Source organism: Lichenicoccus sp. (assembly GCF_965276875.1).
In the GTDB taxonomy this organism is placed as follows: domain Bacteria; phylum Pseudomonadota; class Alphaproteobacteria; order Acetobacterales; family Acetobacteraceae; genus Lichenicoccus.
In genome coordinates this window covers 2,116,484-2,142,674 of sequence record NZ_OZ255701.1, presented here as the reverse complement: position 1 = coordinate 2,142,674, position 26,191 = coordinate 2,116,484, and the positions used below count along the sequence as shown (strand labels likewise).

The 26,191-nt window shown below is 62.5% G+C and carries 25 protein-coding genes and 2 pseudogenes; 19 read left to right on the top strand and 8 right to left on the bottom strand.

Going from position 1 to position 26,191, the window contains the following annotated elements:
* The first annotated feature begins 425 nt into the window (after window positions 1-425).
* From ACQY4K_RS10370 to ACQY4K_RS10355, 4 genes are all read left to right on the top strand, one after another.
* Window positions 426-725 (top strand): DUF1778 domain-containing protein, encoded by a 300-nt coding sequence (locus ACQY4K_RS10370; RefSeq protein ID WP_428395816.1) that lies wholly within the window; start codon window positions 426-428, stop codon window positions 723-725.
* 7 nt (window positions 726-732) lie between these two features.
* Entirely contained in the window at window positions 733-1,173 is a 441-nt protein-coding gene (locus ACQY4K_RS10365; RefSeq protein WP_428395814.1) for a GNAT family N-acetyltransferase, read from the top strand.
* A 65-nt stretch (window positions 1,174-1,238) separates the two neighbouring features.
* The gene (locus ACQY4K_RS10360; protein WP_428395812.1) at window positions 1,239-1,835 is read left to right on the top strand and encodes a hypothetical protein; all 597 of its coding nucleotides are present in this window, start codon (window positions 1,239-1,241) and stop codon (window positions 1,833-1,835) included.
* On the top strand, window positions 1,822-2,154 hold the full coding sequence (locus ACQY4K_RS10355) for a DUF2274 domain-containing protein (RefSeq protein WP_428396061.1): 333 nt from the start codon (window positions 1,822-1,824) through the stop codon (window positions 2,152-2,154). Before ACQY4K_RS10360 ends, ACQY4K_RS10355 begins: the two co-directional genes overlap by 14 nt.
* Window positions 2,155-2,765: 611 nt before the next feature.
* On the opposite strand, the pseudogene ACQY4K_RS10350 reads toward ACQY4K_RS10355, so the two are convergent.
* Both ACQY4K_RS10350 and ACQY4K_RS10345 read right to left on the bottom strand, forming a co-directional pair.
* A pseudogene (locus ACQY4K_RS10350) lies at window positions 2,766-2,858 on the bottom strand (hypothetical protein); the annotation flags it as partial.
* A gap of 198 nt (window positions 2,859-3,056) precedes the next feature.
* Window positions 3,057-3,545 carry a nuclear transport factor 2 family protein gene (locus ACQY4K_RS10345; protein ID WP_428395810.1) on the bottom strand — a complete coding sequence of 163 codons (489 nt, stop codon included), beginning with the start codon at window positions 3,543-3,545 and terminating at the stop codon, window positions 3,057-3,059.
* A 244-nt stretch (window positions 3,546-3,789) separates the two neighbouring features.
* Here ACQY4K_RS10345 and ACQY4K_RS10340 point away from each other — a divergent pair, with 244 nt between their 5' ends.
* The 3 genes and pseudogenes from ACQY4K_RS10340 (at window position 3,790) to ACQY4K_RS10330 (ending at window position 6,621) form a co-directional block, all read left to right on the top strand.
* Entirely contained in the window at window positions 3,790-4,824 is a 1,035-nt protein-coding gene (locus tag ACQY4K_RS10340; RefSeq protein WP_428395809.1) for an amidohydrolase family protein, read from the top strand.
* 19 nt (window positions 4,825-4,843) lie between these two features.
* Window positions 4,844-5,179, top strand: coding sequence for a TolB family protein (locus tag ACQY4K_RS10335; protein ID WP_428395807.1), 336 nt, complete (start codon window positions 4,844-4,846; stop codon window positions 5,177-5,179).
* Window positions 5,180-6,033: 854 nt separating this feature from the next.
* Window positions 6,034-6,621: pseudogene (locus tag ACQY4K_RS10330) on the top strand (prolyl oligopeptidase family serine peptidase).
* A gap of 260 nt (window positions 6,622-6,881) precedes the next feature.
* On the opposite strand, the gene ACQY4K_RS10325 reads toward ACQY4K_RS10330, so the two are convergent.
* Window positions 6,882-7,772, bottom strand: coding sequence for a LysR family transcriptional regulator (locus ACQY4K_RS10325; protein ID WP_428395806.1), 891 nt, complete (start codon window positions 7,770-7,772; stop codon window positions 6,882-6,884).
* Between the two features lie 92 nt (window positions 7,773-7,864).
* Between ACQY4K_RS10325 and ACQY4K_RS10320 the strand changes: the two genes are divergently transcribed.
* The 3 genes from ACQY4K_RS10320 to ACQY4K_RS10310 all read left to right on the top strand — a co-directional run bounded on the left by ACQY4K_RS10320 (window position 7,865) and on the right by ACQY4K_RS10310 (window position 10,991).
* A complete protein-coding gene (locus ACQY4K_RS10320; protein WP_428395804.1) occupies window positions 7,865-9,358 on the top strand; it encodes an aldehyde dehydrogenase in 1,494 nt (497 codons plus the stop codon).
* Window positions 9,359-9,638: 280 nt separating this feature from the next.
* Window positions 9,639-10,349 (top strand): type 1 glutamine amidotransferase domain-containing protein, encoded by a 711-nt coding sequence (locus ACQY4K_RS10315; protein ID WP_428395802.1) that lies wholly within the window; start codon window positions 9,639-9,641, stop codon window positions 10,347-10,349.
* A gap of 336 nt (window positions 10,350-10,685) precedes the next feature.
* Window positions 10,686-10,991: a hypothetical protein gene (locus ACQY4K_RS10310; RefSeq protein ID WP_428395800.1), complete on the top strand. Its 306-nt coding sequence runs from the start codon at window positions 10,686-10,688 to the stop codon at window positions 10,989-10,991.
* A 51-nt stretch (window positions 10,992-11,042) separates the two neighbouring features.
* Here ACQY4K_RS10310 and ACQY4K_RS10305 read toward each other — a convergent pair whose 3' ends face one another.
* Window positions 11,043-12,101: an LLM class flavin-dependent oxidoreductase gene (locus ACQY4K_RS10305; RefSeq protein ID WP_428395798.1), complete on the bottom strand. Its 1,059-nt coding sequence runs from the start codon at window positions 12,099-12,101 to the stop codon at window positions 11,043-11,045.
* Window positions 12,102-12,283: 182 nt separating this feature from the next.
* On the opposite strand from ACQY4K_RS10305, the gene ACQY4K_RS10300 reads away from it, so the two are divergent.
* Window positions 12,284-12,859 carry an NADPH-dependent FMN reductase gene (locus tag ACQY4K_RS10300; protein WP_428395796.1) on the top strand — a complete coding sequence of 192 codons (576 nt, stop codon included), beginning with the start codon at window positions 12,284-12,286 and terminating at the stop codon, window positions 12,857-12,859.
* Between the two features lie 492 nt (window positions 12,860-13,351).
* Here the strand turns inward: ACQY4K_RS10300 and ACQY4K_RS10295 are convergent, their stop codons facing one another.
* Window positions 13,352-14,263, bottom strand: coding sequence for a LysR family transcriptional regulator (locus ACQY4K_RS10295; protein WP_428395795.1), 912 nt, complete (start codon window positions 14,261-14,263; stop codon window positions 13,352-13,354).
* A gap of 40 nt (window positions 14,264-14,303) precedes the next feature.
* On the bottom strand, window positions 14,304-15,245 hold the full coding sequence (locus ACQY4K_RS10290) for a DUF5996 family protein (protein WP_428395793.1): 942 nt from the start codon (window positions 15,243-15,245) through the stop codon (window positions 14,304-14,306).
* Between the two features lie 641 nt (window positions 15,246-15,886).
* Between ACQY4K_RS10290 and ACQY4K_RS10285 the strand changes: the two genes are divergently transcribed.
* The 4 genes from ACQY4K_RS10285 to ACQY4K_RS10270 all read left to right on the top strand — a co-directional run bounded on the left by ACQY4K_RS10285 (window position 15,887) and on the right by ACQY4K_RS10270 (window position 19,642).
* Entirely contained in the window at window positions 15,887-16,378 is a 492-nt protein-coding gene (locus tag ACQY4K_RS10285) for a cupin domain-containing protein (RefSeq protein WP_428395791.1), read from the top strand.
* Between the two features lie 147 nt (window positions 16,379-16,525).
* The gene (locus tag ACQY4K_RS10280) at window positions 16,526-17,185 is read left to right on the top strand and encodes a glutathione S-transferase family protein (protein WP_428395790.1); all 660 of its coding nucleotides are present in this window, start codon (window positions 16,526-16,528) and stop codon (window positions 17,183-17,185) included.
* A complete protein-coding gene (locus tag ACQY4K_RS10275) occupies window positions 17,172-18,725 on the top strand; it encodes a GMC family oxidoreductase (protein WP_428395788.1) in 1,554 nt (517 codons plus the stop codon). The genes ACQY4K_RS10280 and ACQY4K_RS10275 overlap by 14 nt, the downstream gene beginning before the upstream one ends.
* An 8-nt stretch (window positions 18,726-18,733) precedes the next feature.
* On the top strand, window positions 18,734-19,642 hold the full coding sequence (locus ACQY4K_RS10270; RefSeq protein ID WP_428395786.1) for a catalase: 909 nt from the start codon (window positions 18,734-18,736) through the stop codon (window positions 19,640-19,642).
* Between the two features lie 55 nt (window positions 19,643-19,697).
* Here ACQY4K_RS10270 and ACQY4K_RS10265 read toward each other — a convergent pair whose 3' ends face one another.
* Window positions 19,698-20,015 carry a TetR family transcriptional regulator C-terminal domain-containing protein gene (locus ACQY4K_RS10265; RefSeq protein ID WP_428396059.1) on the bottom strand — a complete coding sequence of 106 codons (318 nt, stop codon included), beginning with the start codon at window positions 20,013-20,015 and terminating at the stop codon, window positions 19,698-19,700.
* Between the two features lie 115 nt (window positions 20,016-20,130).
* Between ACQY4K_RS10265 and ACQY4K_RS10260 the strand changes: the two genes are divergently transcribed.
* A complete protein-coding gene (locus ACQY4K_RS10260; protein ID WP_428395785.1) occupies window positions 20,131-21,249 on the top strand; it encodes an aldo/keto reductase in 1,119 nt (372 codons plus the stop codon).
* Window positions 21,250-21,258: 9 nt separating this feature from the next.
* On the top strand, window positions 21,259-22,236 hold the full coding sequence (locus ACQY4K_RS10255; protein ID WP_428395783.1) for an alpha/beta hydrolase: 978 nt from the start codon (window positions 21,259-21,261) through the stop codon (window positions 22,234-22,236).
* 5 nt (window positions 22,237-22,241) lie between these two features.
* On the opposite strand, the gene ACQY4K_RS10250 is transcribed toward ACQY4K_RS10255, so the two are convergent.
* On the bottom strand, window positions 22,242-23,162 hold the full coding sequence (locus ACQY4K_RS10250) for an SDR family NAD(P)-dependent oxidoreductase (protein WP_428395781.1): 921 nt from the start codon (window positions 23,160-23,162) through the stop codon (window positions 22,242-22,244).
* Between the two features lie 297 nt (window positions 23,163-23,459).
* Here ACQY4K_RS10250 and ACQY4K_RS10245 point away from each other — a divergent pair, with 297 nt between their 5' ends.
* The gene (locus ACQY4K_RS10245) at window positions 23,460-24,944 is read left to right on the top strand and encodes an aldehyde dehydrogenase family protein (RefSeq protein ID WP_428395780.1); all 1,485 of its coding nucleotides are present in this window, start codon (window positions 23,460-23,462) and stop codon (window positions 24,942-24,944) included.
* Window positions 24,945-25,003: 59 nt separating this feature from the next.
* Window positions 25,004-26,191: a hypothetical protein gene (locus tag ACQY4K_RS10240; RefSeq protein WP_428395778.1), complete on the top strand. Its 1,188-nt coding sequence runs from the start codon at window positions 25,004-25,006 to the stop codon at window positions 26,189-26,191.

Sequence of the window (26,191 nt, the reverse complement as noted above, 5' to 3'; positions counted from 1 at the left end):
TTTGGTCAACACCTGGTCATCACGGACGTTCGACGCCGTTGGCTAAGTAAGGCCTCTCCCTTTGCGATGCCTACAGCCGCGTCGGGACGCACAAAATGCTCTGATCGGAATTAAGCAGGTCTGCGACCTGCGCCTTGGCGACCTCCACAGCATGTCCCGCCCCAACGGCGACTAACCTGCAACTGCAGAGTCCCGCGTTAAACGACCCGGGACGAGTGCGTGTTGACTAAGCGTCACCACCACGCCGGCGGTAGCACGACGGGCTCGAGCGAGGGCAAAAGCACTCAGAGGCTCTCGTGAGACATCACGTCCTCTATGTTGCACGATCAGCAGCAAGCCCATGCAACCCTTGGGGCCTGCTTCTACCTCTCCATACGCCTTTAATATGGCGGCAGATGGCCGTACAGTTGGCCTGGAGGTTCACCATGGCCAACACCGCACGAAAGTCCGTCGATCGCCTCCGAGGCGAGCGCCTGGAGGCCCGCATCACCGCCGATCAGAAAGCGCTGATCCAGCATGCCGCCGAACTTGAAGGCCGCAGCGTGACCGACTACGTTGTCAGCAGCGTGCAAGACGCCGCCAAGCGGACCGTCGAGGCGCACGACGTCATGGTATTTAGTGCTGCCGAGAGCCGGGCGTTTGTCGATGGACTACTCAATCCCCCAATGGTCAATGCGCTCCTGCGAGACAGCGTTCGGCGCTACCGAGCCGTGACGGGCGGCTGAGAGGACGTTGGACCTTGCGGCTATCTGCATCGAGCCGCTTGACCCCGAGCATGATCGAAGCGCCTTCTCGTGCGGCGTGCCGGCTCTCGACCGCTATCTGCGGGAACAGGCTGGCCAGGATGCGCGCCGCCGCGTGGCCGCACCCTTTGTGGCATCCAGCGACTGTGTAAGGGTCCTTGGCTTCTACACGCTCTCTGCGACGTCCATACAATTGACCGAGGTTCCGGCAGCGCTCGCAAAAAGGCTGCCCAGGTATCCTCGTCTACCGGCGACGCTCCTTGGTCGCCTTGCAACCGACTTGTCCGTCCACGGCGTTGGCCTTGGACGGTTTCTACTGGTGGGCGCGATCATGCGCGCCGTCCGGAGCGAGATTGCCTCCTTCGCTCTTGTGCTCGACGCAAAGGACGAGGCGGCGGCGCCGTTCTATGAGCGGGAAAGCTTCATCTGACTGCCGGGCACACCCATACGGCTTCTTCGCCGCATGGATGACCTTGCTGCCCTGGTCACTCCGCCATGACGCCGGAGGCGCGAGCCCGCATCAAGATCGACGCCATGCTCGCCGCTGCCGGCTGGGTCGTGCAAAGCCGAGAGGAGCTGAACCTGCACGCCGGGCCGGGCATCGCCGTGCGCGAGGTGCCCACGCCAACCGGCCCAGCCGACTACGTGCTGTTCCTGGACCGAAAGGCTTGTGCGGTGCTGGAAGCCAAGCCGGAAGGCGTCACCCTGCTGGCACCGGTCCACAAGGGGGCCGACTACGCCGCCCACGCCCCTGCCGGCTATCCGCATTGGGGCGACCCGCTGCCGTTCACTTATCTGTCCACCGGCAGCGAGACGCTGTTCCGCGACGGCGCCGATCCGGCCCCGATGCCCGTCGCGTGTTCGCTGTCCACCGGCCCGAGGCGCTTCGCGTCCGCTTGCAGGACAAGAACAGGCTTCGCGCCAAGCTCTCCATTCTTCCGCCGCTGGATGCCACTGGTCTGCGCGCGCGCCAGGCCGAAGCGATCGAGGGCGTGGAGCCAGCCTGCGCGCCAACCGCGCCTGCGCCCTGGCCCATCGTTTGCTCAGCCATGCCCGGGCCGGGCGCATTCTGTTCCTGGTGGACCGGACTAATCTCGGCACCCACAGTCGCCGAGTTCAAGGGCACCGCTCATGTCTCCCCTCATTCCGGATCAATGATCTCTGGCTGAAAAGAATCCGTAAGCCGAAGCTGAAACTCGGCCCCCTGCCCGACGAGAAGCCGGTGAAGGCGACGGTGACTCTCTCGGCCGAACTCGCTGGGCTGATCGCGTCGCATGGCGCAGCGGTGGGTAGCACCGATGGCAAGCCGCCGAGTATGGAACAGCTCATCCCACCGATCATTCAGCGGTTTCATCCGCAGCGACCGGGCGTTTACCCGCCAGCTCCGGCCGCGAAACGGCAGCAATGCTGAGGGCTTGCCGCCTCGGCCACATGACGGCTCATCCCGCTGAGGCGAGGGCGCCCTTCGCAGCGAGCAGCAGCTCAAGAACCAAACCGGAGCCTTCATCGAGGCGCCAGGCCGCTGCAATGACGGTCTCCGGAGCTTGGAGCGGGCAGAATGCCACTCCGGGGATCGCCAAGCTTGTGACCGATGCCTGTAGAATGGTGGCCCCCATGCCGGCCTGAGCGAGCACGACGGCCATTGAGCGGCCGACCGGGCGGCGAACCCCATAAGGCCCGCGCGTCCAGGCCCTGTCGCGTCCGTCTTCCTCGTTCTGATCTAGGCGTCACCACCGACCAGGAGGTCCGAAGTCAATAGATCTGGAATGTAGACTTGGGATTGTTGCCCAAGAGAGTGCGCCTCCGGCAGTGCCACAGTCTTGCCTTCAGGCCAGGGCGGGTCGATGACGAGACCGCTTGCGTTAGCGGTGAAAACGAGGATGCCGAGGTCGATGGTATTGTGGTACAGCGCGCTCCGTCGAGATTCTCGTTGCACTGAATCAACGGCGCCGCGGAAGCCGCATCAATGTCGTTCGAGATCCGCTTGGCGTCAGCGTGAAAGCGCACCGCAGCGCGGGTGAGTCAAGCCCGACGGGTCGTAGGATGAAAGAGCTTCGCCTTGAGCTTGGCTTCGAGGTTGCGGATCGAGTGATTGAGGGGCGACTGCTCCATGCCGAGCGGCTCTGCGACTCAGGCGAAGTGTAGCTCCTCGGAGACTGCGAGGAAACGATGGGGATGTCGAAATTCCATGCGTTTTATCGGCTGTAAGATCTTTGCAGCTTACGTGGTGCACATGCTGATCATGGCCTCACCGTACACCATCGCTTGCCGCCGCTGGCGCGATTAAGGCGAAGAAAGTAGTCGCTCTGGTTTTCACGACGTCCGAAACCGTTCGGCCTGCTTGTCAACGTACGGCTGAAACGTTTGCGCGGGCCAGTTCTGGTCAATCGTCGAAATACGCTCTAGGCATTTCCAGACCCCGTCTCGCTTCTCCCAGACATCATCGTAGATGCCCGTCGATACCGTGCCCTGAATCTCGCGGCGCCATTTGACTGCCCAGCGCCAGTGTGCGTTTGCGCGATTACCGCTCCCCTCAATTGAGAATGGACCCATGTCATGACTCCATTTTTCGATTGGGAAGACGCTGTGGGCAAAGTCGTACATCTGCTTGAGGCCGTCCGCGCCCTCGAAAGTCTGGTGACGAAGGTCGATTACTGTGAACTTCCCCTCCGGCCAGTAGAGATCGACGTAAGCCTGAGCTTGATCACGCCCCCAGCCGGCATCGATCCGCTGTTGATGAAGGTTCATTTGCTCGAAAATGTTAAAGCGGTCTTCGAGCGTTAGCGCCCGGCTCTCCGGCATGAGTGTCTCCTCCCATTCGCCTCTTCTAACCCGGTTACCGAATTTGACCCGAGGGCGACATACGCCCGTTTGGGATGCAGCGTTCGAGATCGCAGCCGATCAGGCGACGAGGGGCCCTGTGTAGGCGCGGTTGGTTTGGCACGGAGCCGCCGCCAAATACCCGAACACAGCTTCCGGTAAGCGCGCCTGCCCGATCGAAGCGCGCAAGGATAGTCACTGTCCATCCCAGGCCGGAGATAAAGTGATGGATGGCAAAGTCGCACTTGAAGAGCATTTTTCCACCCAGCTCAACAACGGGTATTGGAACGCCAAAGGCGAGGAGGACAGGAACGGCAAGGCCTACGCGCAAGACGTCGAGCGGCGGCTTCTAGATCCCGACCTCTGCGTGGCAGAAATGGACCGGGCCGGTATCGACGTCTGCATCATGTCCTTGACGTCGCCCGGCGTACAGTCGGTGATCGACGCGGGCCAAGCGGTCGAGCTCGCACGCGAAAGCAACGAACACGCGCAGTCGTTCATGGAGACGTACCCAGACCGTTTCCGGGCGTTCGCGGCCGCCCCCCTTCAAGACGTGAAGGCAGCGTGCGACGAGGTGAACCGAACCGTTGGACAGGGTCGCTTCGTTGGCGTGCTCGTTAACGGCTACACGAATAGCGGTGCCGACGAGGACGTCTTCTACCTCGACGAAGCGCCCCTCGACGATTTCTGGTCCGAATGCGAACGCCTGGGCGCGCCCGTATACCTGCACCCGCGCGAGCCGCTACCGAGCCAGCAACGCTCGATCCGCGGTTATCCGGAGCTCGGGGGATCGGCCTGGGCGTTCTTCTACGAGACGTCGACGCATGCCGTCCGACTGATGCTCAGCGGTGTGTTCGACCGCTTCCCGAAACTGCAGGTCGTACTCGGACACCTGGGCGAAGGATTGCCGTATATGCTGCCTCGCATGCAGCACCGCCTCGACGAGCAGCGCGAGGGCACGAAGGGGTCCAAGGCCAAGCGGCGTCCCAGCTATTATTTCGCAAACAACTTCCATGTCACTACCAGTGGCCACTTTCACACAAAGCCGTTCCTTGAAGCGATCGACCAGATCGGCGCGGACCGGATGATGTTCTCAGTCGATTACCCTTACGAGCAGATGGACATGGGCGGTCGCTGGTTCGACGATATGCGGCTCGAAGAGGCGCTCAAGCTTCAAATCGGCCGTGAGAATGCGAACAAGCTGTTCAAGCTCGGGCTCGCGCCCCTTTCGCGCGCGGCGGCGGCTGGCTTCGGATCCTGAACGGGCAGGAAGTGCGACGGTGAGCCTTGGCGGCGGGACACTTGTAGTCTACGCGCGAGTCGAGGACGACATCCGCATCGATGGGCACCGCCACAGCATCTGGCTGATTGATCTCGCCTCCCATATCGGGCGCCTGATCGCCGCCAACGCGGCCAGCCCTCGATGGTCGCCGAACGGGTCGGTAATCGCTTTCGTGGGTCACAGCGCCACCGGAGGCTCGGACCTTCGCGTCGCCGACGACAAAGGCGGAGTCAGCCGCTTGCTCGCGAGGGTGCCGTCTGAACCTTCCGCTCCGGCCTGGGCGCCTGATGGTCAGGCGCTCGCTTTCACTCGCTTCGTCAACGAACCCGCGTAGGCCTACATCTCGCCCGTCGAAAGGCCGGCGGGCGCCGATTGAGCGGGGGCGCCCCACGTCGTCACGGGCGTCGCCTACCAAGAAGACGGAGAACGCTTCGCCTCTAGCGGCCACGCCCGTCTGTTCGCTGTGCGATCGGAGGGCGGTGACCCGCGCCAGCTCACCTCAGGAGACACGAACGTCGATGGCGACCGCGATCTCGCCAAAAGATCTCGGAGCGCATGATCCCGCGGTCTCGTCCGATGGACGTTGGTAGTTTTCGCTGCAAGCAAGCCGAGCGATTACGACTATCAGGAGAGCGGTCTATTCCCGATGTCGCGTCAAACGCGTCAACTCGTGCCGACGCTCAACCGAGAGATCGAACCGCCGCGCTTCTCCGCTGACGGTTCGAACATCTTCACCACGTACGGCGATCGCGGGCATCAGGTTCTAGCGCGTCTTACGCTCAAAGGCGATCTGAAGGTCATCATTCGCGATCTCGGCGACGAGGGCGCCTACTCGGTCGCTGAAAACGGCACGGTCGCTTTCGCCACCGCGTCAACGACCCGCCCGACTGACGTCGCCGTGTTGCTACCCGGCGCTGACTTCCGTCCCCTGGCCGGCCTGAACGAGGACTTGCTCGCGAGGAAGGCGCTGGCCGATGCCCGGCCGCTGACGTTTCGCTCACCGGTTGACGGAGTCGAAATTCGAGCGTTGCTGGCACCCCCTCCTGGAGCCGTTTCGGGCCGGCGGTACCCTATGATCCTGTCCATTCATGGACGGCCGCACGCATTTGTTGAGCTGACCTGGAGCGCCCAGGATCAGTTGCTGGCCGCGGCAGGCTATGCCCTTCTCCACGTCGATACTGAGGATCCTTGTCCTACGGCTTTGCCTTTGCCGATCGCATCGCGCGCGACTTTCCCGGAGCCGCTTACGACGATCTCATGGCGGCCGTTGACGCCGCCGTCGCGACCGGAGCTGCCGACCCCGACAGGCTATTCGTCACCGGCGGCTTTGCCGATGGAGAACTCATGGCATGGATCGTGGGACGCACGCACAGGTTCAAGGCAGCAGCGGCAGTGAAGCCCGTCATCAACGCTGTGAGCGAAGGATTGACCACTGTCCAGTATCGCAGTGAGCGCAGCAGCTATGGGACCTATCCCTGGGAAAACCCTCAGCTCTATTGACAGCGCTCACCACTTTCGCTCGTCGATCACGCTAACACGCCGACAATGCTCATGGTTGGCGAGAGCGATCACAATACACTAGCCGGAGAGGCCGAACAATTTTGTGACGCACTTAATCTGCTCGAGATTGCGGCGGCTTTCATAATCGTTCCAGATGCTGGTCATGGATCGATCACTGGCACTCCCACGCGCCATATTGCGGTGTCCGCGATATGGCTCGACTGGTTTTCCGAAAATGGGGGTTTGTCAGCAACAGCTGTCTTTTCAAAGCAGTAGCAACCAGCTCAGTTTCACCCCAGGGGGCTCGTGCATTTCATCAGTCAGCCATCGTCTGGCGCGCATCACTGCGACGCCAAGGCAGCCAGGCCGCGCGGCGAGGCGCCCGTGCAACGTGTATCACCGTCCGATAAGCACGCGAGAAACATGATGCCGCGTCCTAGTGCGTGATGGCGTGCGAATACCTTAGTTAACGGAGAGAAGGCCTCTCGAACCACCGATCGAGCAGAGGCAAAAGAGGGAAGCGCTCGCCGCCGCAGTTATCCAAGGCGCATCGCATTGACAAACACGCGCATTGCAGCCGACAGCTGACGGCGACTTGGATAATATAGGTAATTAGGTGCAATCGTGGGGCTCCATTCCTTGAGCACCGCGATCAAAGTGCCGTCGGCCAGCTCTCGGCTGACTTGAGATTCCAATAGGCAGGCGACGCCCATGTCGCTGATGCAAGCCGCTTTGATGACGTCTATATCGTTGCTGATCAGCGTGGCGGTCGGATCGAGCATGAAGGTCGCACCGCGTCGCTCGAAGCGCCAGCGCATTACCCCTCCCGACGACGTCATTCTGTAACCGATGCCGCGGTGGGCGAGAAGGTCCTTTGCCACTTTCGGGCGACCCATGCGCGCCCAATAGGCAGGCGATGCGACATAGCACGTGCGCATCGGCTCGCTGACCCGAACCGAGATCATGTCCTGTTCGAGCACTTGCTCATGCCGCACGCCCGCGTCGAAACCGGTGGCGACGACATCGACCAATCCGTCTTCGACCGAAAGCTCGACCTGAATGTCGGGGTAAGCCAAGGCGAACGCGGGTAAGCGGGGTGCGATCACAAGGTTCGCAGCCGTGCGGTGCGCGCTAATCCTGATCCGGCCAGCTGGCTTATCGCAGTCTGCTTCAAGCTGACGGACGGTCGCATCGAGTTGCACAATCGCGGGACGGAGCTGCGCCAGCAGCCGCTCGCCCGCCTCGGTGGGCGCCACGCTCCGCGTCGATCGATTGAGCAGACGCAAGCCGAGCCGCTCTTCCATCGCCCGCATCGCATGGCTCAGCGCAGACGGCGAGATCCCAAGCGGCTTGGCGGCACCGGTGAAGCTGCCAGCATCGGCGATCGCCGCAAATGTCGAAAGATCGTGCCAGGTCTGCCGGTTCATTGTTGAGCTCCATTCACAGGGTCTTGGAAGATTGAGGGCCTAATGAGCAGGAAGCGCGCGCACCATCTGTTTGTTTCACCGAGGAAAACACAATGACCGATTTACCAAGCCGCGACTTCACCGTTGCCCACACCGACCGCTTCTACATCGGTGGCCAGTGGGTCGCGCCTTCAACACAAAACCACATTGATCTCGTTGACGCGGTCACCGAGCATGTCTTCATGTCAGTCGCGGCAGCGGCGAACGAGGATATCGACCGCGCAGTCACGGCGGCACGCACTGCGTTCGACACCGGTCCGTGGCCACGCATGGCGCCGCGTGAACGCGCCGGCTATCTGCGCCGTCTCGCCGATGCGCTCCGCGCTCGGAAGAACGATCTGGCAGTTGCGCAGACGCGCTCGATGGCCTCGAACTTGGCGCAGAACCTCGAGTTCACCGGGCACGCGATCGGCTTTTTCGATATGTATGCCCAAATCGGCGAAGCTCATGAGTGGGTGGCCGATATGCCGACGGTGTTTCCGGGCAGCCGCGCCAAGCTCGTGTCAGAAGCGGTCGGCGTCGTGGCGACGATCGCGCCGTGGAACGGGCCGCTGTATCTGATGCTGCCCAAGGTCGCGCCCGCTCTGATGGCAGGATGCACCGTCATCCTGAAGCCCGCGCCTTCAACGCCGCTCGAGGTGCTCATACTTGCGGAATGTGCGCACGAGATCGGCTTTCCCGCCGGCGTCGTCAACGTGGTTTGTGCGGACAACGAAGCCTCGAACCATCTCGTCTTGAACCCCGGCGTCGACAAGGTCGCGTTCACCGGCAGTACCGCCGTCGGCAAGAAGATTGCGAGCGAGATGGGGGCGCGCATCGGCCGCTACACATTGGAGCTTGGGGGCAAGTCGGCAGCCATCGTGCTCGATGATTTCGACATTGAGGAAGCCGGACGGATCCTCGGCATGACCGTCACAAACAACACCGGCCAGTTCTGCACCAATCTAACTCGAATGTTTGTGCCACGCGCGAAGCAGGCTGCGTTCGTCGCGGCAGCAGTCGGTGCGATGCGATCGGTCAAGATGGGAGATCCCTTCGATCCCACCACAATGATCGGACCGCTCGTCAATCGGGCGCAGTTCGATCGCGTGTCGGGCTATGTGAACAGAGCGATCGCAGAGGGCGTGGAGCTTGCAACCGGCGGCGGTCGACCGGCGGACAAGCCGGTAGGCTTCTTCTTCGAACCGACGCTTTTCACCAACGTCGACAACGCGTCGACTATCGCGCAGGAGGAGGTCTTCGGGCCAGTCGGGTGTGTCATCCCGTACGACAGCGTGAACGACGCCATCGCGATGGCAAATGCCTCGCCCTTTGGCCTGGCAGGATCTGTGTTCACGCACGATGCCGACGAGGCTTACCGAATCGCCCGCGCCGTCCGCACCGGGACGTTCTCGCAGAATGGGCTGAAGTTCGACTTCTCCATCGCGTTCGGCGGGTTCAAGCAATCTGGGATCGGCCGCGAGGGTGGGCCGGAGGGCCTGAAGGCGTATATCGAGCTGAAGACGGTGATTCTGGACGCACAGCCGGCGGTCGCTGCAGCTGCCTGACGAGGCGACGGGGCCGGCCGGCGCGACCGGCCCCGAGTTCCCCGTTTGGACGGAGAGTAAGAGTGGACCGAGGCTGCAAACCACCAATGTCGTGATGCGCGGCAGCCCGGTGTAGCCGCGGCAGCCAGCAAAAAGCCCCCAAAGTATGCTTATTCGGAGGCTGTTTCCCACAAATCGGCCTGATCGCCGGCCGGTACATCGCGTAATCGGTGCAGCACGAAGGCGCGCTCCTCTACGGCAAAACGGGAGCCCTGAATTGAACTGCAGAAGGAGGAGATCCATGGCTTCAATACTCATGGTGCTCACAGGTGCCGATACGTGGACGATGAAAAGCGGAACGCGGCATCCCACCGGCTTCTGGGCGGAGGAATTTATAAAGCCGCACAAAGTGTTCACGGCCGCCGGTTTTCAGGTGCATGTCGCGACACCGCAGGGGCGTCGCCCCACGATCGACGAACTGAGCCTCTCACTTCAGTACAACAACAACGATGCGGCGGAGGTCGAAGGGCAGAAGACCTATCTGGCCTCGCAAGAGGTGCTCAAGAAGCCGCTCGTGCTCGGGGAGGTCGATCCGGCCGACTATGACGTGATGTTCGTCGTCGGCGGACATGGTCCCATGCAGGATTTGGCCGTCGATCCGGATATAGGCAAGCTTATGGGAGCTATCCTAGCCTCTCCCAGAAAGGTGCTGGCGGCCGTCTGCCATGGTCCGGCGAGCTTCCTGTCGGCCTTCGACGCTCATGGCGAATGGCTGTTCAAAGGTCGGAAGCTGACCGGGTTCACCAACGAGGAGGAGACCCAGGCGACCTTTGCCGGCAACGCTCCCTGGCTGCTCGAAGACCGCCTGCGGCTTGCCGGCGCCGAATACGTCAAGGCGGCGCCATGGACGCCTACCGCGGTTGTCGACGGCAACCTCGTCACCGGGCAACAGCAGGTCTCGGCCCAAAAGGTTGCGGAAGCCGTACTCAAGCTACTCGGCGAAGCCGCCTAGCGTCCACGGCTGCTCCTGGTCTTCGGATCGGCGCGGCCGCAGCCGGCCGAAAGGGATCGCTGGCAGTGTGCATCGAATCCGCGATGGCCTGAGCGGTTCGGTCTTGAATGATGAGCGGTTTATCCGGCGATGCCATCAGGGGCTTCGCGAGAAATATCAGTGATGAGGCTTGCATCCAAGTGTCTCGTCGTCAGGGACATCAAAGCCGTCATCAGCTCTTACGAAATGGTGACCGGGCAGATGGCGGGGTGGCTCGCTCCCGTGTTCACCGAGATCGTCACTCCAGGTGCAACCCTCGCTTTGGGAAGCGCCTAAACGGTAGCTCTCTTCAAAAAGGTGAGCGCCGAGGCCGCTGCGAACCGCACCGCTATGCTGGAGTTCATGGTCGACGATGTCGACGCGGAGTTTGCAAAGATCAACGGCAACGCCAACGTGGTGCATGAGCCGAAACTGATGCCCTGGGGCAACCGTACAGAGCTGTTCCGTAATGCTGACGGCACTCTTGTCGCCATCTATACTCCCGTCAGTGACGCCGCCAAGGCGCTTCGCAGGGCGCTGAACGCGGTAAGGTTGTGTCCGCTAGCCATCCCGTTGTCGCCTTTGATGCCTCAAAAACCGCGGCCGAGCAACGCCCTGGTTTAGTTCAGGGCCTAGTTTTTCATTGTCGGACTGCACGCCATTTGTCATGCCTGCTCAGGCAGCCTCGTCGAACGATGACGGCGCGGCCAGCAATTCCCGAACGCGCGGAATCACGTCGCGGCCGTAGCGTTCGATCGTGTCCATCATGGCGGCATGTGGCAGCGTTCCGGCGCTGTACTTCAGCTGAAAGCGCTGAGGCTTGAGCAACTGCACCGTTCTCGCGATCTTGCGCGCGACCGTGTCCGCTGAACCGAGATATAGGGATCCGGCGTCAACCTCGCGCTCGAAAGCGTCGCGTGTGATCGGCGCCCAGCCTCTCTGCGCACCGATCCGGTCGTGCATTTCCCGATAGTGGGGCCAGAAGCGATCAAGTGCCTCGGCGTCGGTCGCAGCGACGTGACCAGGCGAATGGACGCCGATGGGTTGCGGCTCCTTGCCGAGCTCCAAGAGCGCGCCCCGGAACAGCTCGGCGTAAGGCTGAAAACGGATCGGGTCGCCACCGATGATGGCGAGCATTACAGGCAGGCCGTATTGAGCCGCGCGCACGATCGACTGGGGGCTACCACCCACCCCGACCCACGTTGTCAATGGCGCCTCCGGCCGTGGATAGACAGTGGCTTTCGTCAGTGGGGCCCGCAGGCGCCCTTGCCAGGTCACCTCCAGCTCGCTAATCAATGCCGCGAAGAGGTCGAGCTTGTCCTCAAACAATTCCTCGTAGTTCTCAAGCGGTAGGCCAAAGAGCGGAAACGACTCGGTGAAGGAGCCTCGTCCTAGGATCACCTCGGCACGGCCCTTCGATACAGCGTCGAGCGTGGAAAACCTCTGGAACACGCGGACCGGCTCGTCTGAGCTCAGAACCGTAACCGCAGACCCGAGCCGGATGTGCTCCGTTCGCGAAGCAGCCGCCGCAAGAACCATCTCGGGCGAGGAGATAGCGAAATCGGATCGGTGATGCTCGCCGACGCCAAAAAACTCTATTCCGAGCGCGTCTGCCAGAACAGCCTCTTCGACCACCTCTCGGATTACTTGCGCTTGTGGCGTGAGGGAATCGTCGCCGGCGCGCGTGACGTCGCCGAAGGTGTCCAGACCGAATTGAACTCCACTTGAGGGCATGCCTACTCTCCCTAGCCCTCGTTGGACGGGGCGGTTACATCGCCTGGAAAGGTAGGTTCGGCTGAATAGGGCGGCAACACGCTGAGCGGCCAGCATAACGAACGGAGTTTCCGGAATCCGGCGTTCTGACTTTGCCGAGCGATTGAGTATGCTGGCCGTGAAGCCCTGAGGGAACAAACGCGATGGCTAGTGGCGGCTTACAGTTCGTCGCGTTGCCCGGAAGTCTACGCGAGGGTTCGTATACGCGCGCTATCGCCGCCACCTTAGACGAGCTTGCTCCCGACGATGTGGGGGTAGAGGTCCTAGGGACGCTAGGCGATCTCCCGCTCTACAATCAGGATACAGAAGACTTAAGTTCCCCGGTCGCTGTCGCTAAGATGGCGGCCGATATCGCCAAAGCGGATGCGCTCGTCATTGTGACACCCGAATACAATCACTCTGTTCCAGGTGGCCTCAAGAACGCGCTTGACTGGTTAAGTCGCATTCCTGATCGTCCTCTGGATGGAAAGCCAGTGGCGATCCAATCCGCATCCCCCGGGCTGCTCGGGGGCGCCCGCGCTTACGAGCAGCTGCGTCAGGTACTTGTAGCCGTGAACGCCAGGGTTCTCAATCAACCCGAAGTTATAGTCACGCTCGTCGCCCACAAGATCGATCCCGTTGCCGGCACTCTTCGAGACCAGCAGACGCGTCTGCATGTTTCTCAGCAGCTAGAGGCGCTGGCAGATCTCGCGCGAACGTCACGGAAGCGGGCAGCTTAGGCTCGCTAAACTAATGCGGCGCTCGAACACGATCTTGAGGGTTAAAGACATTCTACGGTCGACTGCAATTGTATGCGCGTCATTATATTAGGTCGTTATTTCGGCCTCGCCATCGTTACGACATCGACAGAGACGCGCTCGGCACTGCCGACCCGCCGCGTCGGCCGCCCCACTCGGCAAATTCAAGAGGCCTGTAGAGCTGCTGGACGGCCGGTTCCGGCGCTCTCACGGCGATCGAAAAATCCGACGGTACGTGTTCACAGCGCCTCGGAACCGGGCGTCATCTCGTCACCGTGCCGACAAGTTTGCGTTTGACGCAGGCTTCCAGCGCCAGACCGCTATGCAGCGGGTTTGCCGATCGCGGTACGAGGGGGTCGTATGGACCGCGGCCCATCGTGCAATTCGCGGCGACCGACTTGAACAAATCAGATTGAAGGCGCGGCCGGCATCTTTTCTGGCAGGTTAATTAGACCACCGCCGTCTCGACAGGCATCACCGCTGAACGATTGCTGGCAAATGCGCCGCTAGAAAGTTTGAAAAGGTAGCTGCGAGGCGCGATGACTGGGCTTTCGGTGGCGTGAGTACGCTGATGCATGAAGTCTGCGCGGACCAATCGGGCAGCAGTCGCACGAGTTCCCCTGTGTCAAAGGCTGGACTAAAGACGTAGACCGGCAAGCAAGCTATGCCGGCGCCTGCAATCGTCGAATTGCGCACAGACAGCATGTCATCAGAAATAAGCCGCGGTTTTATCGTGAGTCGTTGCTCGACTTCGCCTTTCATAAGCAACCATACTTGCGCGTCTGGCGTGTTCGAGAAGCACAGCGTCTCGCTCATCGGCAGGTCAATCGGTGCCTCCGGTAGCTTGCGGGCGGCGACCCACGCAGGTGAGGCGGCAAGCGTCCATGGTGTCCGGGCAACGACACGCTGGATCAATATGGAGTCTTTTAGCGGCCCCACGTGGCCGCGGACCGTCATGTCGAAACCTTCACCAACGAGGTCGATGAGCCGATTAGACGCCTCTACCTTGATCGTGACCTGCGCATGCTCGGCAAGAAACTGGGGAACGAGAGGTGAAAGCGCGAACTGAGCGATGGCGTGCGATGCCGAGACACGGAGCGTGCCTTGCAGCTCGCCGTCATGATCCACCAGCGCATGTTCGACCTGCCGTACCACATCCTCGATCGCGCGAGCATGTGGGAGCAATTGCGCGCCGGCATTCGTCAGAGAGAAGCTGCGAGACGTCCGACGCAGCAATCCGGTGCCGATCGTGGCCTCCAGGTTCGCAATCCGCTGACTGATTGTAGATTTCGGCACACCGATAGCGCGCGCCGCAGCGGTGTAGCTACCATGCTCGACCACCTGCATGAGCAGGCGAATGTCGTTGAGATCTATCCGCCGATTCATCCGCGACCGCTTGGCAAGTTGGCCGATGCCGGGTTCATCATCAGCTGCCCTCCGGAGGCTTGCCGAGCAGACCTTGCTCGCGTTCGAGCAGCTGCCGGTCCCATCCGGCGAGGTCTGCCGCCGCCTCGTAGGTCGTCTGCAGGAAGTCGAGCAAGGCGCGGTCGGGTTCGTCGCTCTCGCGCGCTGCGGCATAGGGGAAGATGAATTCCCCCAGCGTAGCGTCATACCGCGCTTCCGGCGGCATGACCGTCCTGGCGGCGTATCCCTCGGGTACGGGGTAAGCGTAGCTGTAAAAACACGGGCCCTCGCTGCTCCCGAGGTTCGGCCAAAAGCCGGCGCTCGACACCTCACGTGAATAGGCTTCGCGCATCACGGCGTCGTTCAGGTACGGTGCGCCACCGGGATGTGCGGGCGCCTCTCGGCCCGAAAATCGAGTGATGACGAGGTCGAAGGCACCCCAAAATAGATGAATAGGGCTTACCTTGCCGGTGAACCGTGTTCGGAAAAGCTGAAACACACGCTGAGCTTCGATCATTGCACGCCAATATTGTCGCGCGACATCGGGCTCGAAGGGTCGCCTGTCGCGATCCTGGTCGAATGGGATCGCCACCGTCAACTCACTCGGCATGGGGTTGATGGAAACGTCGGCACCCGCACCCTTCAGAAATGCGAGGACGGCCTCGTAGAAATCAGCGACACTTCCTGAAGCAAGCAGGCGCCTGGTCTCCGCGCCAGCGGTCGTGCGCATGATCAGCTCCGCCGAGACCAAATCGAACTCGGCAGTGAAGCCCACCTTCTGAGCCAAGACCAACCCGGTCACAAAGCCCCGTGCAGAAAGATAAAGCGGCACATGCCAGCCGTGGTTCTCCCAGGGCGTCAGCATCAGCCTGACTTTGCCAACAACCTGGGTCCACAGGTGGAGCGTGGTCAGCGTCGGTGCGAGATCGACACCGCGTAAGTCGGGCCATGGAGAAGACTTCACGGCGTCAACTTTCCACCTTCTTGGGATTGTTGGATGTGTAACAACCGATCCATGTATTTTGCCCGACTGTGGCGCCGCGAAAATGTTCTGCCGACACTCGCCCCGCTTGTCTGGTGAACCCGCGTCTGAGCCAATCTCAACGTGCTTCTCCTGCTGCTGCGCTCAAAAAGCGCTGGCAGCGCTTACCATAGCCGACCACAACAGAGCCGGCGAATGCCCAAACGCACCGTTCAAGTATACGGACAGAGCGCGACAGTGGAAAGGCTCGAGACCAAGCGGGACTGTTCAAATAGGTTCGTGTAGCGCTGGTCGCTGGTCCAAACCTGGCCTTTGGACTAGAGGGTGTTATGGACCTATGGTGATTTTGGCTGCTTTGTCGAGCATAATCAAGACGAATGCGATAAGATGGAGGTCGCGGGCGGTGTCAGTCATGCGTTAACAGTCGCGCACCAGGGGCTGGATCCGGGTTGCGCAGGCGAAGGATCACTCGAACACCAAACGGCGAGGCAGGAGCACGGAGCCTCGCTTAGCGTCCCGGTGGTTGACGACCGCGAAGCCGCATACTTCTCTGATGCTATTGCGATAAACTCTCCCCAACCAGGAGTTGGGCTCGAGACCAGCTTTACCAGCGGAGAACATCCATGGACCGACCAGACTTCGTCCGGCACTGGTCAGAGTTGGAGGGGCCTGACGACGCTCACTACCCGGGCGACGACGATCTGCTCTCGATCAATGCACCTCTGGGCAGAAAGCTCGGGCTGAGACGGATCGCGATCCACCACGAGCGTGTTCCTCCCGGCCGTCGGACTTCGTATCCACATGCCGAGAGCGCTCTGGAAGAGTTCGTGTTCGTTCTGGAGGGCACCCCAGATGCCTGGATCGACGGCCACCTTGTTCGATTGCGGCCCGGTGACGCGGTAGGTTTCCCGCCCGGAACGGGAATCTCGCACACATTCATGAACAACACGTCCGTTGAAGTCCGACTGCTCGTGATCGGTGAGCCAACGAGCGAGAACCGGATTAGCTATCCGCTGAACGCAACGTATGAGGCTACTTGTCCGGAGCGTTGGGTGGATCCTCCCGACCGGCCGCTAGGTCCGCACGATGGTCGACCTAAGGTCGAGACACCCTAGCGCCGCCCGCGCGGGAGTTCCCCTATCGCCGTCCGTAATCCGGGAAGAAGAATCTAAACGCGGCGGCTTACTCGGCGAGCGGCGCTCTCTTAGTCCGAAGTGATGGGATCCGGCTTCGCCGGGATCATTGGACGGGAGATGCCGATCATGCCCACGCTCTATTTTTCTCCTGGGGCCTGTTCGCTCGCGGCGCATATCGTCCTCGAGTGGATCGGCGAATCGTACGAGGCGGTAAAGGTCGATCTGCATCATCTGCCCGACGATTACCGACTGATCAACCCGGCTGGTGCCGTGCCCGCCCTCGACTACGGAGGCGACCGAGCGCTCACGCAAAGCTCAGCGATCCTCACCTATCTCGCTCTGACGCATCCTGACCAGGATCTGCTGGATGATCGCTCGCCCGAGCACGCAGCCGAGTTGATGAAATGGACGGCGTTCTTCACAGGTGACCTCCATCCTGCCTTTTGGCCGGTCTTCATGCCGGGGCGCTACACGAAAGCCGCGGAGCCGGCCGCGCTCGAACAGGTCAAGGCCGCGGGACTCGACCTCGTGCGAAGCAAGCTTTCCTTGCTCGAGCGGCAGCTCGACGGCCAGACCTGGATCGTCGGGGGGAAACGTACGATCGTCGATGCCTACGCCACCCCCATGCTGAATTGGGCAGCGGCCATGCTGCCTGACGGCTTGGCGGACTACCCCAACCTCGCCGCCCACCGCAGTCGCATGCGGTCGGACGCGGCGGTCCGCCGTGTCATGCAAGCGGAAGGCCTGCCCCTAGATGTGGAGCAAGGCCAAAATGAGCACGCGTGATCCGACCCTAGACGGGCCCGGCCGCGGCTTGGAAGCAGCGGCGCCCGCATCCTCTTACAATGTGATCGTTGTCGGCGGCGGCTCCGCCGGCGCGGTCCTTGCGCGCAGGCTTTCGGACCGCGTGAGCCGACGCGTGCTGTTGCTGGAGGCGGGCCACGCTTACGGGCCATGGGCCTATCCGCCCAGCATTGCGAGCAGCGACAGGGTCGGCGACAGCACCGGTGTTGACTGGGGGTACAAGACCGAGCCGGGCTGGATCGGCCGGCCGATTGGCGCGATCCGCGGCAAGGTGCTTGGCGGCTCCTCCGCGATCAACGGCGCGGTCGCAATCCGTGCCCGCCCGCAGGACTTGCGCAACTGGAACCTTCCAGGTTGGAGTTTTCAGGATCTGCTGCCCGCATATCGTCGGTTGGAGGAATCGGCGTCCGAGGACGCTGCCGTGCACGGTCACGAAGGGCCTTTTCCAGCGCGTCAGATGACGCGTGACGACATTACCCCCATGCAGAACGCCTTCATGGACGCAGCGATCGCAACCGGCTTTCAGGTGATCGACGACTTCGATGGCCCGGACGTGAACGGCGTAGGTCCCTATCCGATGAACATCGCCAACGGCGTGCGCATGAACACGGGCATGACCTATCTCAGCAATGCGGTGCGCGCCCGGCCGAACCTCGACATTCGGCCAGGCGAACTCGTTGACCGCGTCGTCTTCGAGAAGAAACGCGCGATCGGCGTGCGACTTGCTAGCGGAGAGGTAATCGGCGCCGGCGAGGTAATCCTCTCCGCCGGGACCTACGGCAGCGCCGCCATCTTGCTGCGCTCAGGCGTCGGCCCGGCCAACGAGTTGAGCGCATTGGGGCTCGGCATCGTCGCCGACCTACCGGTTGGACGATTCCTGAAGGATCATCCCTTCTTCTACAACGCCTACGCGGCCAAGCCTGATCGCATCGGCCGGCAGTCACCGGTGATCGGGGCGAAGGTTTGGACACACAGCAGCTCGGCCGAGAACGGCGACGAGGATCTGCACATCACCGCCACCCACCTGTTTCCGCACGACCAGAGCCCGACGGGAGTCGGGTTCGTGCTCGCGGTCGCCCTGACGCGGCCACGTTCGATAGGTCGGCTGTGGATCGACACGCTCGATCCTGCAGCACCCCCACGTATCGACCTCGCCTTCCTCGCCGATGAGAACGACCGCGAACGGTTGCTGGAGGGTATCCGTATTGCCAGGCGGATAGCCCGAACGGCGCCGCTCGCCGACTTGATCGCGACCGAACTCGCGCCAGGCCGCGACGCGGAAAGCGACGCGGCAATCCTCGAGTCGGTCAAAGCAACGCTCGATACCTACCATCACCCGACGTCGACCTGCAGGATGGGAGCAGAGAACGACGCTGGCTCCGTGGTCGGCCTCGACGCGCGCGTGCGCGGCGTGACGGGTCTCTCGGTGATCGATGCGTCGATCTTCCCGGACGCCATCTCGGTCGCGACCAACGTCACGACGATCGCCATCGCCGAACATCTCTCCGGTCGCCTGAACTAGGGCCGCCGGTGAGCGTCGAAACCGCAAGTGCGCTCGTTAACGAGCTCTATGCCGGTACGCCGGCGGCAGCTGGTTGCCGCGTCAATCACGCGCGGGGCATCCTTGTTGAAGGCCGTTTTCGTCCCTGCGCCGAGGCGCAAGCGCTCACGGAAGCCGCGATCTTCGCGGAGTCGGATCAGCCGGCGCTCGTGCGCTTCTCAAGCTCCACCGGGAACCCTCGAATCAGCCAGGATGATCACGCCGCGAACCCGCGCGGTATCGCCGTGCAGATCGGTCAACCGCCAACCTTTGTTCTGGTCGGCCATTCCGTTGAGGCGTTCCCAGCTCGGAATGGCGACGGCTTCCTGACGTTTCTGAAGGCGCTGAACGAGGGGACGGATCATCCCGGTCTGATCGACCAGTACATGAATGAACATGAAGCCGCCCGCCGCTTCGCAGGCGTGCGCGCGGTGCAGCCGTCGCGCAGCTTCGCAGAGGGTGCCTATCATATGCTGCATCCATTCCGGCTGACCCGCAGGGACGGGGGCTCCGTCGTCGGGCGGCTCACGGTAGACGGTGTCGGGCAGCCGCGGCGGAAGCTGCGCGACGCAGTGTATGGGGCCGACTGTCTCGACCGAGAGCTGCGCGCTCGCTTGGAGGCGGCCGGGGTCGAACTTGTCCTCCGTTTCCAACGGGCGCCCGCCGACGTCGACATCGAGGACATCAGCGCGCCTTGGCCCGGTGGGGGCGAAAACACCGAACTCGGGCGGATCATGCTCACCCATCTTGCCGCCAACCAGGAGGCGCAGAAACGCCTGACGTTCGATCCGGGCGTGCTGCCACTGGGCATCACGTTTGCGGGCGACCCAATGATCGAGGTGCGCCTTGCGGCTTATCACCTCGCCTTCCAGCGTCGTTTGGGGTTCGCGCATTCTTAAGCCTGGCAGACCTTACGAAGGCTTCGGACGGTTGCAGAGGCGCGGCCGAAGAGTTTCAGCGGCTCGCGTGACCCCAGGCGCACAAGGCCGCAGCGGCGACGCGCAGCAGCTTCTCACGAGGCGCGCCGTCTCTCGCCATGGTCGAGAGGCCCTGGATCGTTGCGATTACCAGCGCGGCGGGTGTCTCGGCGTTGGTGTCTGGCATGCGCTCGCCCGCCGCCTTGGCGCGCTCGATCCTGGCACGCAGAGACGCTTCGATCCGGCGCCGGACGGCCGCGAGCTCGGCGCGCACGTCGGCGGCCTCTGGCGAGCCGGTGATCGCAGCGGTGGCCAGCAGACATCCGGATGGCGTCGCCGTGCCGGTGAAGCCGATCCCACACGACTGCGGACGGGCGACTCAAGTTCCATAGCGATTACTATGAAACAGTTGACAGCGAACCACAAGCAGCCCAAACGACGTTTCCTAGCAATCACTACGGAATCATAAAATGGCCTTGGACCAATACCGGACGCTCGGTCGATCCGGTCTAGCCGTCAGCCCCCTGGCTCTCGGAACCATGACCTTCGGAACAGCTCGATGGGGCACGGGCGAGGATACCAGCCGCGCCGTGTTCGAAGCCTATGTCGATGCCGGCGGCAACTTCATCGACACCGCTGACGTCTATTCCAGCGGACGCAGCGAGGAGATCCTCGGAGGCCTCGTCGTGGAGCGTAGTCTGCGCGACGACCTGGTAATCGCGACCAAGTCAGGCTTTGCGGCAGGCAAAGGCCCACACGCCGGTGGTAACGGCGCCAAGCATATTCACCAGGCCCTCGACGGATCGCTCAAGCGTTTGGGGACCGACTACGTCGACCTCTACTGGACGCATGTCTCGGATGGCGTGACGCCGGCCGAGGAGCTTCTTGAGACAATGTCCGCGCTCGTTCGGTCGGGAAAGATTCGTTATTGGGGCATGTCGAATGCGCCGGCTTGGTACGTCGCCAAAGTGGCGGCCACTGCGGCCGCTCGCGGAATGCCGGGGCCCGTGGCGCTGCAATATTTCTACTCGCTGGTAAACCGCGACGTAGAGGACGAGCATGTGCCGCTCGCGCTGGACGCGGGGATGGGACTTGTGCCCTGGAGCCCGCTCGCGTTCGGTCTCCTCACGGGCAAATACAATCGGGCGGCGGTTGAAGCGGGCGGTGAGCGCGCCGGCGGCCTGCCAACCGACGCGGCGGCTAAGGACGAGCAGCGGCCGGAGGATGACAAGCGCCTCGACGGGGCCAATCCGTTCGGTGACACTCTGTTCACCGCAAAGAACTGGGCGATCGTCGATGAGCTGAAGCGTGTCGCCGATGCGATCGGTCAGCCGCCCGCGAGGGTGGCGCTCGCCTGGGTGCTTGCTCAACCGGGCGTGACGTCGCCGCTGCTCGGCGTGAGCAAGGTGGAACAGCTGCAAGATAACCTTGCCGCGCTCGACCTCACGCTTGGCGAAGAGCACGCGAAGGCGCTCGGCGCCGTCAGCAGTGGAGAACCGCGCATGCTGTATGCACTCTCCCGCCCGCCGATGCGGCAAAACGCAGTCTTCAGCGGCAGCGAGGTGCGCAGCTTCAGCGAAAGCAGATAGGAGATCGCGATGACCGGCGAACCGAGGCACGTCAGGTTCCGGAACGGCAGCATTGAAGTTGCAGGAGACCTGCATCTTCCCGAAGGCTTCGACGAAGCCGGGCAATATGCGGCGCTGGTCATCGTCACGCCTGGCAGTAGCGTCAAGGAACAGATCGGGGCGGTCTACGGACAGAAGTTGGCGGAACACGGCTTCGTGGCGCTGGCTTTCGACCCTTCCTTCCAGGGTGAAAGCGGCGGCGAACCGCGCGATCTGGAAAGCCCGGCAGCGCGCATCGAGGACGTCCGCTGCGCGATCGATTATCTCGTGACGCGGCCCTTCGTTGCGGAGCACAGGATTGGCCTCCTCGGGCTGTGCGCTGGTGGTGGGTATGCGGTCAGCGCCGCCATGACCGATCACCGCGTGCAGGCTCTAGGCACCGTCGTTGCCGTCAATATCGGACGGGCATACCGCCAGGCGGAGCTCAAGGCTGGCGCGATTATCAAGACCCTGGAAGCAGTCGGCGCGCAGCGGACGGCCGAGGCGCGGGGAGCAGAACCGCGAAGGGACCGTTGGATCCCCAACAGCCTTAAAGAGGCAAAGGCGGAGGGCATCACCGATCGCGACGTCCTCGACGCCGTCGATTTCTATCGAACGCCTCGCGGCTTCAACGCAAACTCGACCAATCGGATGTACTTTCGCAGCTTCGCTCAGCTTCTCGGCTACGACGCCTTTTGTCTCGTCGAGGAACTCCTCATTCAGCCCGTGCAGATCGTCGTCGGAGGCCGGTTCGCAACCACCTTCTCCTATGAGGATGGCAAGACGCTGTTTGAGCGTGCACGCAATGCAGAGGATTTCTTCGTCGTGGATGGTGCCGGCCACTACGACATGTACGACAAGGCAGAGTATGTTGATCAAGCGATCGAAAGGCTCGCAGTATTCTATGGGCGGCACCTTGGTGGGAGCCGCGATCAACAAAGCAGAGGCAGGAGCGCGCGGATTTCCTAGACGGCCTAGTCGGAACCCTCGCCTGTAAGGGCAGCGCTCACGCGCCATAGTTTCTCGGCACGTTCTTGGTCGAGCGCGTAACTGCGTACACCGTGGTTGATAGACGGATCGTCGATAACACCTGCGACGTGGCAGTCCTCGCAGTATCGCCCTCCTGCTTCCTGACTATCGGCAGCAAAAGCCGCCCACAGCGGCGTTGCTGCGCCCTGAGCGGGCGATTTCCAGCTGAAGTTTGCAGCAGCGTTCGGTTGGTCCGCGATTAAGCGCCTCGCGGTGTTCGTGAGAACGGCACCTGGATGAACCGCGGTAGCACGAACACTTCGTCCGCGCTCACGGCGATCGAGTGCTACAGCGAACAGGATTAAGGCGGTCTTCGAACGCCGATAAGCTACAAGCGGATCATAGGGCATTCGTTCGAATGCGAGGTCGTCTAGCTCGACATCAGCTCCGCGGTGGCCCGCAGACGAAACAGAAACGACCCTGCCTTTTGCACCGATAAGCGGGCGAAGCCTATTCACGAATGCGAAGTGCCCGAGGTAGTTGACGCCCATGTGGGTTTCAAAGCCCTCATTGGTCACGCCCTTCGGGACAGCCATGACGCCGGCATTTGCAACGATGGCGTCGAATGAAAGGCCAGCGTGGAGAAGCCGATCGGCGCAGGCTCGAACGCTGGAAAGCGAGGCAAGGTCGAGGCTTTCATAGACGATGCTACCATGTTCCTCCGGGCTGGCGGCCAACGTCGCAGACCTACTGGCGCGCCTTTCGCTATCGCGCATGGTCCCGACGACTGCGGCGCCACGGGCGGTGAGCGCGCGCGCCATCTCCAGTCCGATACCGGAAGATATGCCGGTGATCAGAACGCGTAGTCCTCGCAGGTCAACCCCGCTTAAAACATCATCTGCGGTCGAGCCGTGTCCGAGCCTCATCTACAGCACTCACACTGTTGAATCGCTCCTGGCAGTTGCGCTGCCCGCAATGCGATGGCCGAGAGTCGTCCAAGTGAAGTGTCGGTCATTAGGTCCGGCATAGGTGGCCTCAACTCGCGGCAGGCGACTAGCTTTGCTCATATCAGAACACAACGATAAGCAGCGTTCCGGTTCTCGGACGCTGCATCCGGTGAACCCAGGCTGCTGACATTCTGGTCGAAGGGTTAAGCCACGTTGTGGGAAGGCGCGGCGGTCTCGGCGTCGCTTCCGCCGGCCCTTTCCGTCAGGAGACGCGCAATGGCCAGCATGACAAATTCTAATGATGCCCCCAAAGACCGCCTCGCGCACGCGCGGCACTGGATCGGCGGCGAGTGGGTCGATAGTGCCGAGCATCGCGACAGCTTCGATCCGGCGACGGGCGACAAGATCGGCACCTATGCCGAGGCCGATGAGACGGTCGCGGATCGCGCCGTCGCGGTCGCGCTCAAGACTTTCCGCGAAAGCTCTTGGCGGGGCGATCGACGGATGCGCGCCAAAGCGATCAACGAAATGGCCGACGTCTTCGAAGCCGCGACTGAGGAGCTGATCGAGATCCTTAGCCTCGAAAACGGCAAGGTGAAACCGGAGGCCCGGTTCGAGGTCGAGATGGTGCCGGGCAAGCTCCGCTTCTATGCGGCGCTAGCGCTTACCGACTACGGGCGCGCGATGGAGACGTCTCCCGGCAAGTACACGCAAGTGCTGCGCGAGCCGATGGGCGTCGCCGGCATCCTGGCCCCTTGGAATTCCCCCGTCGTGTTGTTCATCCGCAGCCTTGCTCCGGCGCTCGCTGCCGGCTGCACGGTCGTCGGCAAGCTTCCCGGCTCGACTGCGCAGACGAACACCAGGATGAACGAGCTGTTCGCCAAGGTAACGAGCATGCCCGTCGGCGTCATAAACATGATCAACGAGGGCGGCAGCGCGGCGGCACGCCGGTTCGTGGCGCACCCGGACGTGCCCATGATCAGTCTGACCGGCAGTTCGAAGACCGGGCAGCAGATCATGGCCAACGGTGCGCCCAACATGAAGCGTTTCGGCGGTGAATTGGGCGGCAAGACCCCAATGATCCTCCTCGATGACGCGGATCTCGACAAGGCGCTGCCCGTGATCGAGAAGGCGTTGACGACCTTCGCTGGGCAGTTCTGCATGACCGGCAGCCGGCTGCTCGTGCACCGCCCGATTCTCGACGAAGTCCGCAAGCGTATGGCCGACCGCCTCGAAGCCGTTAAGGTCGGCCCGGCGTCCGATCCGTCGAGCGACATGGGTCCGATCATCGACAAGCCCAACGTCGAACGCATCAACAAGCTGGTCGAGCAGGCCATCGCACAGGGCGCCAAGTCGGTGGTCCGCGGCGGCCCGATCACCGATGGTCCGCTCGCCAAGGGAGCGTTCTACCGGCCGACGCTCCTCGAGATTGAAGACCACAGCCTGCCGATCGCGCAGAACGAGGTGTTCGGGCCGGTGCTGGTGATGCAGGCGTTCGATGATGAGGCGGAAGCGGTTCGCCTGGCCAACGACAGCATGTACGGCCTGTCCGCGTCGGTCTGGTCGACCGACGTCGACCGGCCGATGCGCGTCGCGCGCCAACTGGAGGCCGGCACGGTGTGGATCAACAACTGGGCGGTCGTTTATGACGAGTCCGAAGAGGGTGGGTATAAGCAGAGCGGGCTTGGTCGTCTGAACGGCGCATCGGCGATCGAGGATTTCGTCGAGTACCGAACGATCATCCACGAAGTCGCGCTGTGACCACCTCCAAGCTCGTCGCGACGCGGGATGAGCTAATCTCGGCGGCGGGGAGCCCGGACGTGGGCGAGATCGTCGTCAAGCAGGACCTGGCTGAGGTCCCTTCAATTCGCCTTGGGCCGGGGCAGTCGCTCAAAGGGAGCAACGCCGCCACATTGTGCTTCTCGGCCAGGGTCGATGGAGTGCAGCTCAGCGCCGACAACGCGATCGAGGGGCTGACCCTCGCGACCGATCCCGATCGGCGCGCAATCTACAATGACACAAGCTTCGCGGGTTTCGGTCGGGTCGACCTGAAGCACCTTCGCGTCGCAGGATGCGTCCGGGTCCTCGCGGAGGAAGAAGCGATGGCCGGGCACGTCTCCGCGCTGGACGTCCTCATCGAGGAGGCGGACGCGACGGCGTGCGAGATGCGGCCGAGCGGCTACGGCGTCGAGGTCATTCCCGGCGCCTTCATGCTGTGGAACCGCCAAGCCGATCCCGCTTCGCTCGTCACCGCCGACCTCCATGGTGTCGGTGTCGGGCGACCGGGGCAGCCCGTACGCGGCGGCGGCATCTTCGTCGGAGGCACGCCCGGTGGCGGGCGAACACTCGTCACTCGCCTGGTCACAGATGAGGTCCACAGCCACGGCGGCATTACCGCCGGGACCGCAGACCGCATCGCCGGCGGGGTCTTCGTCGTCTCAGGAACACACGCACACGTCGTCCACAACCGGGGGTCGGTCACGACCTATGGTCCGAACGACATGGTGCTGGACAACTGGGGCTCGGTTGATAACTGGCGAGCCGACTCCCGCATCACATCGCTTGGGCCGAGCGCGATCGGCTTCGTCAATTTCGGCGATCTGAGTTCGCTGGTCGTCGAGGCGCCTATCGAGACGTTCGGAGCAGGAGCTCGAGGATTCAACGTCTACGACGGCACGCTCGGAGAGGCGATCTTCGACCGGGTGGTGACCCGGGGAGACGGCGCTGTCGGGATACAGATCAGCCGACCCGTCGGTCGGTTCCTTGTGAAGCGAGGAATCGAGACCTTTGGCGGAACGGGCGACTCGCTGGTGAAGGGCGTGATGACCCGTCTGGCCGCCGTGCCGCTGAGCATCAAACCAGGAGGAGCCGCCAAGGAGATTGAGGTGCATGGCGGCGTGACCAGCCATGGGGAGGGCGTGCCGCCGTTCGAGCATCATGGCCAGGTCGAGCGCCTCCTAATCGAGGGCGGGTTTACCGCCACGGGCGGCGGCTTCGCCGCGATCTGA